Raw genomic sequence first — 8158 nt, 5'->3', positions numbered from 1 at the left:
GCCTGGGGTCGGCCGGGACCGCGGAGACGGCACGCCCTCGCGCGGTCGGGTGGCCGTCCGCATCGATCGCCCCGAGGGCGGCGAGGGTCTCGCCCGCCACCGCCATCGCCGCCGCCGGGGGCGGGTCGAGCAGGGCGAGGCCGGTGCCGCCCGGGCTGCCCCAGCACGCGAGCTCGAGCGCGAACGCCGTGAGGTCGGCGGTGAGGATCTCGGGCTGCGGGTGCGCCACCAGGCGGGCGTGGTCGTGCTCCGACCAGCAGCGGTACACCGCCCCGGGGCCCTCTCGGCCCGCCCGTCCGGCACGCTGCTCGGCCGCCGCGCGGCTCACGCCGACCGTCACCAGGCCCGCGAGCCCTCGCCGGTGGTCGGTGCGCGGCTCGCGCGACAGGCCGGCGTCGACCACCAGCCGCACACCGGGGACGGTGAGGGACGACTCCGCCACCGCGGTGGACACCACCACGCGCCGCCGCACGCCGGGGCGCAGGGCCAGGTCCTGCTCGCGAGCGGGCAGCCGGCCGTGCAGCGGACGCACGTCCACGTCGAGACCGCCGAGCCGCCGTGCGACGCCGTCCACCTCCCCCGCCCCGGGCACGAACACGAGGACGTCGCCCGCACGCTCCGCCAGGGCGCGCCGCACGGTCGCCGCGACGTGGTCGAGGAACGCGGGGGTCACGCCCCGGTCGTCCGTGCGCACCACGCGGGACGGAGCGGGGCACCAGACCTCGTCCACCGGGAACAGGGCACCCGGGACCTGGACCACCGGTGCCGGGCTCCCACCGCCGAGCAGCCCGGCGGTGCGAGCCGCCTCGACCGTCGCCGACATGGCCACGACCACGAGGTCCTCGCGCAGGTGCGCCCGGACGTCGACCAGCAGGGCGAGCGCCAGGTCGTCGACGAGGTGGCGCTCGTGCACCTCGTCGAGGACCACGGCGCCGACACCCGGCAGCTCCGGGTCGCGCTGGAGGCGGCGCAGGAGCACCCCCGTGGTCACCACCTCGATCCGGGTCGCCGCGCTGGACAGGCTCTCGCCGCGGACCGAGAACCCGACGGTCAGCCCGACGGGCTCGCCCAGCAGGTGCGCCAGCCGGCGTGCCGCGGCACGGGCGGCGATCCGTCGCGGCTGGGTGACCACGACCCGTCCGCGGACCGCCGCCGCGACCGCAGGCGGCACGAGGGTGGTCTTGCCGGTGCCAGGAGGCGCCTGCACCACGACGGCCCCTCGCGACCGGACCGCCGCGACGACGTCGCCCAGCCCGTGGCGCACCGGCAGGTCCGGCGGGTCCGCCAGCAGCCGCTCGATCGGGTCGTCGTCCACGCATGGAGTGTGCGGGGTCCACGGGCGACTTCGCGACGCCGGGTAGGATCGACCCATCCCCGCCTGCCCGGCTCTCGTGCTCCCCTGCCCGTCGGCCACCCCTGACGACCAGCTAGGAACCGCACGATGACTGCCCTGAGCACCCCTGCCGAGACCCTCGACGGAGTCGACGCCGCCGAGCTGGACGTGTTCCTGCGCGTGGCGGACCAGATCAGCCGGCTGCCCTCGGACCACCCCCACCTGGCCCTGGCCAGGCGCGCCACCTCGGCCCTGTTCAAGGCGGCCAAGAAGCAGCGCCGTGCCGAGAAGCGCGACGCGATCAGCACCGCGGACCGCGCGGTGATCCACGCGACGGCCACCGGCAGCCCGGGCCGCATCGACGACGAGACCCAGGGCATCCCGCTGGTCTCCTCCGTGCAGGGGGCCACCGCCGGCACGCTCCTGAGGGCGCGGCCCTGCTACATCTGCAAGGAGCCGTACGTCGACGTCGACGCGTTCTACCATCAGCTCTGCCCGGCGTGCGCGCGGCTGAACCACGCCAAGCGCGACGCGCGCGCGGACCTGACCGGCAAGCGCGCCCTGCTCACCGGCGGGCGCGCCAAGATCGGCATGTACATCGCCCTGCGCCTGCTCCGCGACGGGGCGGCGACCACGATCACCACCCGCTTCCCCCGCGACGCGGCCCGGCGGTTCGCGGCGATGCCGGACAGCGCCGACTGGCTGGACCGCCTGAGCATCGTCGGCATCGACCTGCGCGACCCGGCCCAGGTGGTCGCACTGGCCGACTCGGTCGCCGCGCAGGGCCCGCTCGACATCCTCATCAACAACGCCGCCCAGACGGTCCGCCGCTCCCCCGGTGCGTACACGCACCTGGCCGACGCGGAGCTCGAGCCGCTGCCCGACCGCCCCCTGCCCCAGATCACGACGTTCGGTCGCACCAGCAGTGCGCACCCCGTGGCGCTCGCCGGGTCCGTGACCGAGCTGACCAGCACGGCTGCCGGCGTGGACGCGCTCGCCCTCACCGCGGAGCACGCCTCGCTCGAGCGGCTCGTCGCCGGCACCGCGATCGACGCCGGCGGGCTGGTGCCGGACACCGCGGAGACCAACAGCTGGGTGCACACCGTCGACCAGGTCGACCCGATGGAGCTGCTCGAGGTCCAGCTGTGCAACCAGACGGCTCCGTTCCTGCTGGTCAGCCGCCTGCGTGGCGCCCTGCGCGCACCGGAGCGCTCCTACGTGGTGAACGTCTCCGCCATGGAGGGCGTGTTCTCCCGCGGGTACAAGGGTCCCGGCCACCCGCACACCAACATGGCGAAGGCCGCCCTCAACATGCTCACCCGGACCAGCGCCACCGAGCTGGCCACCGACGGCATCTTCATGACCAGCGTCGACACGGGCTGGATCACCGACGAGCGCCCCCACCCGACCAAGGTCCGGCTGGCCGAGGAGGGCTTCCACGCCCCGCTCGACCTGGTCGACGGGGCCGCCCGCGTGTACGACCCCATCGTGCGCGGCGAGGCCGGCGAGGATCTGTTCGGCTGCTTCCTCAAGGACTACGTCCGTTCCGCCTGGTAGGCCCGGGAGGCGGTGCGCGCACCGGTGCACCACCATGGGCGCGTGCATCGTGACCTGAGCGCCCACCTGTCCCTCGACGTCACCTCTCCCGCCACCCTCGCGTTCGAGCTGGCCGTCTCCACGCAGGTGGCCGCCCGCGAGACCCTGCGCATCACGCTCGACGGCGCGCCTGTCGAGGCGAAGGAGGTACCCGACCACCACGGGACGCGGCTCCACGTGGTCCAGGCGGAGGTCGGGCGTCTCGTGCTGGACTACTCCGCGTCCGTCGACGGCCGGGCCACGCCGGTGACGTCCGACGAGGCGGACCTGCTGCGCTACCTGCGGCCGAGCCGGTACTGCGAGTCGGACACGCTCGGTCCCACGGCCTACGCCGAGTTCGCCGGCCTGCGCGGGTACGACCTGCTCTCAGCGGTGAGCTCCTGGGTCGGGTCCCGCCTCTCCTACGTCCCGGGCTCCAGCCTGCCCACCGACGGGGCGGTGCAGACGCTGCTCGCGCGCAAGGGCGTCTGCCGTGACTACGCCCACCTGGTCATCGCGCTCCTGCGCGCGCTGGACATCCCAGCCCGGCTGGTCTCGGTCTACGCCCCGGGCCTGTCGCCCATGGACTTCCACGCCGTGGCCGAGGCCAACCTGGACGGCCAGTGGTACGTCGTCGACGCCACCACGCTGGCCCCGCGCACCAGCCTGGTGCGGATCGCCACCGGCCGCGACGCGTCGGACACCGCGTTCCTCAACGTGCACCACGGGTACGCCGACCTCGTCGAGCTCCAGGTGACCGCGATCGCGGACGTGCTCCCGGACGACGACGTGCGGGACCTGGTGACGATCGGCTGACCCAGCCGATACCCTCCGGAACGGGGACGAACCGGGCACGCCGCCCGGCGTGCCCGCTGACCAGCTCCGGCTGCTCGCCGACCGTATCTGCGCAGCGACCTGATCGCTCCTGTCCGCAGGACTTCTCTTCGGCCGCTGGAGGCTGCCATGGCGCTCGCTCAGGGATCGGCGGGCCTCGTGCCCGAACCGGTACCGCTCGACGGGCTCACCGAGATCCGGGTGCACGGCGTGGGTGGCACCAGCCCGGAGTCGATGCTGGGCGACCTCGCGCCCACCCGCGTCGCCGGCGACCGGGTGGCGGGGTTCTTCCGGACGCGCGACGCCCGCGACCGGCACCGCGAGGCGTACTCCTGGGGCGGGCTGACCTCGCGGAGCCGCACCCGGGCGCTGTGGGCGCTCCTGCTGCCGTCGATGTTCGCCAACATGGCCGGCTGGATGGCCCGCCGCTGGGTCATGTCCGGCGACCAGGAGGTCGACGAGCCGGCCACCATCTGGGTGTTCCGGTGGTTCGCGCGGCTGGCGGCCCTGGCGCTCACCCTGAGCACCGCCGTGATGGTCACCATGCTGCTCACCGACGTCGTGGCGTACCAGTGCGGCGGCTCGCAGCGGTGCCGGCGCACGACGTGGTGGACACCGACGCTCGACCGGTGGCTGCCGGTGGACCAGCCGGGTCACCGCATCCTCGTCGGCGCCGCGGCCGCCACCCTCGTCGCGCTGGTGTTCGCCCTGCTGGCCCGGCACACGCGGTCCTCGTACGAGCGCGTCGAGCCACCGACCCCGATCAGCGCCGACCAGTCGGACCTCGGTGCGCCCGGGGTGGACCGCGGTCCGGAGCCGTCGCGCCGGTGCGCCGCTGCGCAGGAGGGCGGGCTGCGGCACCCCGACTTCTGGTCGGGCCTGCTGTGGCACGTCTTCCTGTCCCGCCTGCACCTGTCCGCGTGCCTCGGCGTGGTCGGCCTCCTGCTGGGGTGGTCGGTGGCCGCGCTCGGCGGGGCGGGCACCGCGGGCACGCTCGGACGCACCGCGGCGATCGTCGCCGGAGCGGGGCTCCTGGTGGTGATGGTTCTCCTGGCGTTCGACGACGCGCGTCCGGCCCTCGCGACCGCCGTCCTGGTGATCACCCTCGGTGCGCTGGTGCTGGCCGCCGTCGCCGCGGCGTCGCTTCCCACCGGCCCGGGACCGGCGGGGATGCTGCCGGGGTCGCGCTGGGCGGTGAACCTGGTCTGGGGCGCGAGCCTCTTCCTGCTCCTGCCGCTGGCTGCCCAGCAGGTTGGTGCCTGGATCTTCCGGCTGGTCAAGGCGCGCCAGCTGCGGGCGCAGGACCGGACCATCCCCCGGATCAGCCTGTTCCCGTGGGCCGCGCCGTTCGTGCTCAACACCGTCGCGCTCATCGTCGCCAACACCGTGCTGCTGTCCGCGATCGTGTACGTCGGCCGGGTGCTCGGCACGGTCACCTGGGGCTTCGGACCGGTGGACGGGGGCGTGGCCGACCCCGCGGCCATCTACATCCCGGAGGCGGTCGGCTCGCTGGCCTCCCTGCTCTCCCTCGGCCTGGTCGCGCTGTTCGTCGCGTTCGGCATCGGCATGTGGGTGGCGGTGGGCCGCAGCCGCAGGGTCGACGCCCCGGCGGTCGAGGCACGCCTGCGCGACCAGTACGAGGCGACGGGCATCCCCCTGGTGGCGCAGGCCGCCGCACCGCGGACCGAGCCGGGGTGGTGGAGGTCCGCGTTCGACCCGCCGCTGTTCGGCAAGGGCGGCCCGGAGCGCGGCGGCCGGCCGACGCGCTGGGTCCGCAAGGTGGCCATGATGCGCTTCGTCGGCGACCACTCGCGTGCCGTGGCCATCCCGCTCGTCGTCATGACGATGGCCGGCGTGGTCGGGCTGGCCGTGTTCCTCACCCGGGTCTGGATCCTGGACAGCGGCACCCCGATGTTCCTCGTCGACGTCGGCACCACCGTCGCCGTCGCCTTCCCGCCGCTGTACGTGCTGGTGCTGGCCAGCGCGTGGCGCAACGAACGCTGGCGCCGCGTGCTGGGATCCCTGTTCGACGTGGGCAGCTTCTTCCCCCGGGCGTTCCACCCGTTCGCGCCACCGGCCTACGCCGAGCGGGCCGTCCCGGAGCTCACCCGCCGGATCTGGCGGCTGCACGACAACGGCGGACGCGTGGTCCTCACCGCCCACTCCCAGGGCAGCGTCATCGCCGCCGCGGTGGTCGGGCGACGCTCCCCCGGCCGCGCGGACGGGGAGCCGACCGTCGGCGTCGTGACCCTCGGCTCACCGCTGGGCAAGCTGTACCGCTGGGCGTTCCCCGCGCTGTTCAGCGACGGGTTCCTGGCGGGCATCGCCGACGGACGGGCCGGCATCGGCCCCGTGCTCTGGCAGAACGTCTACTACGCGACGGACTACATCGGCGGCGCGGTGCGGACCGGCGACTCCACGATCCACCCCGGCGTCGACCTCGAGCTGGTCGACCCGCCCACGCACCGTTACGTGGTCGACCAGCCGCTGCCGAGGGTGCTCAGCCACACGGGGTACTGGAGCGACGACGCGTTCTGGGCCGAGGTCGAGGCGATGTGCGACCGCGTGGTCGCTGCCGACCCCCCGCGGGACACGGGCAACGGCCCGGCGCACGAGGACCCGATCGCGCCCGACCCTCGGACCCCGGTCAACTACCTGTGATGCCGCTGGTGGACGCCACGACGTCCCCGATCTTGCGGGACAGCGCCTCGTAGAACATCGACAGCGGGAACTCGTCGTCCAGCACCGCGTCGGTGAGACCCTTCGGCGGCCCCTCCAGCGGCAGGTCGCCGCGCGCCCACGCCGACGCCGGGTGCGGCGTCACGGTGCCGGACACCAGCGCGTAGGCCGCGAGCCAGTGCGCCGTCTTCGGCCGGTCGATCGAGCGCCAGTACAGCTGCTCGATCTGCTCGGCCAGCGCGATGACCGCGTCGGGCAGCTGCGGCCAGTCGATGGTGAGCCGGGAGTCCGTCCAGTGCAGGACGTGGTGCTGGTGCAGCCAGGCGAAGAGCAGCTGCCCGCCGAGGCCGTCGTAGTTGCGCACGCGAGACCCGGTCACGGGGAACCGGAAGAGGCGGTCGAACAGGATGGCGTACTGCACGTACCGCGCGTGCGCGACGCCCTCCTGCTCCAGGCGCACGGCCGCGCGGAAGGCGGTGAGGTCGCAGCGCAGCTCCTCCAGCGAGTACAGGAAGTACGGCATCCGCTGCTTGATCATGAACGGGTCGAACGGCAGGTCGCCGCGCATGTGGGTGCGGTCGTGCACCAGGTCCCACAGGACGAACGTCTCCTCGGCGAGCCGCTGGTCGGCCAGCAGCCGCGCGGCGTCCGGCGGGAGCGCCAGGCGCGTCGTGTCCGCCGCGGCGCGGACCACCCGACGAAACCGGGCGGCCTCCCGGTCCGCGAAGATGGCGCCCCAGGTGAACGGGGGGACCTCCCGCACCGCGACCGTCTCCGGGAACAGCACCGCGGAGTTGGTGTCGTACCCGGCCGTGAAGTCGAGGAAGGTCACCGGGACGAAGAGCGCGTTGCTGAACTGCTCGGCCTCCAGGCGGGCGATCAGCTCGGGCCAGCGCACCTGCAGCAGCACGGCCTCGACGCGGCGGTCGGTGCTGCCGTTCTGCGTGTACATGGGGAACAGGACCAGGTGCGGCAGCCCGTCGACGCGGAGCTGCTGCGGCTGGAACGCGACCAGGGAGTCGAGGAAGTCGGGCACCCCGAACCCGGCGTCCGACCACCGCGTCAGGTCCTTGCCGACCGCCGTGAGGTAGTCCTCGTCGTGCGGGAGCGCGGGGGTCAGCTCGTCCAGCGCGAGGCTGATCCCGTGCACCAGCTCGCGGGCTCGGGTGTGGTCGGCCGCGTCGGGCACCGACCCGTCCTTGACCTGCATCGCCTGGAGCTCGGTGACGTCGCGCTTGAGCCGCGTCCACGCCGGGTGAGCCGCGAGGTCGGTCCGCTCGGCCGCCGTCGCGGTGGGAGCCGCCGGCCGGGCCGCCCAGACCACCGCGTTGAGCAGGACCTCGGGCGAGGCGAGGACGTCGATGCCGAGGACGAGCAAGCCGCCGCGCCCGTCGCGCACGCCCGCACCGACCGTCGTCCCGAGCGCCTGGCTGCCCGTGTCCGTCCGCAGCAGAGGCGCCGCCGTACCGTCGGTCTCGAGGGTCGCGCACACCGGCAGGACGGGGTCCGTCGTCCAGGCGAGGAGGTCGTCCGCCGTCGGGTCCGCAGGCACCAGCGCGCTCATGTCACCGGCGGCGGCGCGCACGGTGACGCCGCGGGAGGCGAGCAGCCCCGCCACGTCCGGCGCCTCGGTGCCGGACGCCAGCACGACGACCCCGGCGGCCGGCGGCCCGGCAGGTGCCGTGCAGGGCAGGACGAGCCCGACGGCGGCGTCGACGCCCGCTGCCCCGAACCTCA

The 8158-nt window shown here is 74.4% G+C and carries 5 protein-coding genes; 3 read left to right on the top strand and 2 right to left on the bottom strand.

Going from position 1 to position 8158, the window contains the following annotated elements; translation table 11 throughout:
- The coding region (locus RYN42_RS18435) for a helicase-related protein (protein ID WP_315098514.1) at positions 1-1315 on the bottom strand (1315 nt) is incomplete at its 3' end.
- Positions 1316-1441: 126 nt separating this feature from the next.
- Here RYN42_RS18435 and RYN42_RS18430 point away from each other — a divergent pair.
- The 3 genes from RYN42_RS18430 (at position 1442) to RYN42_RS18420 (ending at position 6403) form a co-directional block, all read left to right on the top strand.
- Positions 1442-2890 carry an SDR family NAD(P)-dependent oxidoreductase gene (locus RYN42_RS18430; protein WP_315098511.1) on the top strand — a complete coding sequence of 483 codons (1449 nt, stop codon included), beginning with the start codon at positions 1442-1444 and terminating at the stop codon, positions 2888-2890.
- 42 nt (positions 2891-2932) lie between these two features.
- A complete protein-coding gene (locus RYN42_RS18425) occupies positions 2933-3724 on the top strand; it encodes a transglutaminase family protein (RefSeq protein WP_315098508.1) in 792 nt (263 codons plus the stop codon).
- 147 nt (positions 3725-3871) lie between these two features.
- Entirely contained in the window at positions 3872-6403 is a 2532-nt protein-coding gene (locus RYN42_RS18420) for a hypothetical protein (protein ID WP_315098505.1), read from the top strand.
- Here the strand turns inward: RYN42_RS18420 and RYN42_RS18415 are convergent.
- Positions 6390-7745 (bottom strand): DUF6421 family protein, encoded by a 1356-nt coding sequence (locus RYN42_RS18415; RefSeq protein WP_315098517.1) that lies wholly within the window; start codon positions 7743-7745, stop codon positions 6390-6392. The genes RYN42_RS18420 and RYN42_RS18415 overlap by 14 nt on opposite strands.
- Positions 7746-8158: the final 413 nt, after the last annotated feature.

Origin of the sequence: uncultured Cellulomonas sp., assembly GCF_963527515.1 — a bacterium.
Taxonomy (GTDB): Bacteria; Actinomycetota; Actinomycetes; order Actinomycetales; family Cellulomonadaceae; genus Cellulomonas.
The sequence above is the reverse complement of the archived record's forward strand: the minus strand, read 5'-3'. Positions and strand labels throughout refer to the sequence as shown.

Excerpts from the sequence above, each read along its gene's own strand:
- RYN42_RS18430 (WP_315098511.1), top strand. The coding sequence starts at position 1,442 with ATGACTGCCCTGAGCACCCCTGCCGAGACCCTCGACGGAGTCGACGCC.
- RYN42_RS18420 (WP_315098505.1), top strand. The coding sequence starts at position 3,872 with ATGGCGCTCGCTCAGGGATCGGCGGGCCTCGTGCCCGAACCGGTACCG.